The organism is Pelomonas sp. KK5 (genome assembly GCF_001984095.1).
Lineage (GTDB): Bacteria > Pseudomonadota > Gammaproteobacteria > Burkholderiales > Burkholderiaceae_C > KK5.
Map to the genome: position 1 here is coordinate 1 of NZ_LYVQ01000438.1, position 2,057 is coordinate 2,057.

Annotated in this window: 1 pseudogene; it reads left to right on the forward strand. The window is 71.0% G+C overall.

Annotated features, from left to right (window positions below):
- Nucleotides 1-2,057 (forward strand): annotated as a pseudogene (locus B0W88_RS34055) (heme utilization protein); the annotation flags it as partial.

Here is a 2,057-nt window from a genome sequence, read left to right on the forward strand (position 1 = left end):
ACCACCGAGGACATCGTCGCCCTCGGCTCCGCCGGCATCAAGGCGATGAGCTCCGGCCAGATCCATGCGCTGAGCACCGATGACGTGGTGGCACTCACCAGCGGCCAGGCCGCCGTGCTCAGCTCCGTCCAGGTGGCGGGCCTGACGACCGACCAGCTCGTCAACTTCAGCACCGACGACCTGCGCGCGCTCTCCAGCGGCGCGCTGCGCGCCCTCTCCAGCGGCCAGCTCGGCGCCCTGAACAGCGACCAGATCGGCGCCCTCACCAGCGCCCAGGTCCAGCAGCTCACCAGCGCCCAGGTCGCCGCGATGGGCAGCGACACGCTCAATGCGCTGACCAGCTCGCAAATCCCGGCCCTGACCAGCACGCAGATCGCCGCCATCGGCACCGCGCAGGTCGCGACGATGACGACAGAGGACGTGGTCGCCCTCGGCTCTGCCGGCATTAAGGCGATGAGCTCGGCCCAGATCCACGCGCTCAGCACCGACGACATCGTCGCGCTGACCACCGCCCAGGCGGCCGCGCTCAGCTCCGCCCAGGTGCGCGGCCTGACGACCGACCAGCTGGCCGCCCTCGAGACCGACGACCTGCGCGCCCTCGGCAGCGCCGCGCTGCGCAGCCTGACGACCGACCAGGTCGCCGCGCTGAACTCCGACCAGATCGGCGCCCTCACCTCATCCCAGGTCGCGCAGCTGACCACCGCGCCCCAAGTGGCCGGCCTCGGCAGCGACTCGCTGAACGCGCTGACCAGCAGCCAGATCGCCGCGCTGACCAGCGCGCAGATCGCCGCCATCGGCACCGCCCAGATCGCCACGATGACCACCGAGGACGTGGTCGCCCTGGGCTCCGCCGGCCTCAAGGCAATGAGCTCCGCGCAGATCCACGCGCTGGGCACCGACGCCATCATCGCGCTGACCTCGGGCCAGGCCGCCGTGCTGAGCTCGGTCCAGGTGCAGGGCCTGACCAGCGACCAGCTCGTCAACTTCAACACCGACGACCTGCGCGCCCTGGGCAGCGCCGCGCTGCGCGCGCTGAACAGCAGCCAGATCGGCGCGCTCAACAGCGACCAGATCGGCGCACTGAGCAGCGCCCAGGTGCAGCAGCTCACCACGGCCCAGGTCGCCGCGATGGCCAGCGACACGCTGAACGCGCTGACCAGCAGCCAGATCCCGGCCCTGACCAGCAGCCAGGTCGCTGCCATCGGCACCGCCCAGGTGGCGACGATGACGACCGAGGACGTCGTCGCGCTCGGTTCCGCCGGCATCAAGGCGATGAGCTCCGCACAGGTCCACGCGCTCAGCACCGATGACGTCGTGGCGCTGACCAGCGGCCAGGCGGCCGTGCTCAGCTCGGCCCAGGTGCGCGGCCTCACCACCGACCAGCTCGTCAACTTCAGCACCGATGACCTGCGCGCGATGAACAGCCAGGCGCTGCGCGCGCTGGCCAGCGACCAGCTCGGCGCGCTGAACAGCGACCAGGTCGGCGCCCTCACCAGCACCCAGGTCTCGCAGCTCACCACCGCGCAGATCGCCGGCATGGGCAGCGACACGCTGAACGCGCTGACCAGCTCGCAGATCCCCTCGCTGACCAGCGCCCAGGTGGCCGCCATCGGTACCGCCCAGGTGGCGACGATGACCACCGAGGACGTGGTCTCGCTCGGCTCCGCCGGCATCAAGGCGATGAGCTCGGGCCAGATCCATGCGCTGAGCACCGACGACATCGTCGCGCTGACCAGCAAGCAGGCGGCCGTGCTCAGCTCGGCCCAGGTGGCCGGCCTGACGACCGACCAGCTCGTCAACCTGAACACCGACGACCTGCGCGCGCTGTCGAGCGCCGCGCTGCGCGCGCTGAACAGCGCGCAGCTGGGCTCGCTGGGCAGCGACCAGATCGGCGCCCTGACCAGCACCCAGGTCCAGCAGCTGACCACGGCGCAGGTCGCCAATATGGGCAGCGACACGCTCAATGCGCTGACCAGCTCGCAGATCCCCTCGCTCACCAGCAGCCAGATCGCCGCCATCGGCACCGCCCAGGTGGCGACGATGACGACCGAGGACGT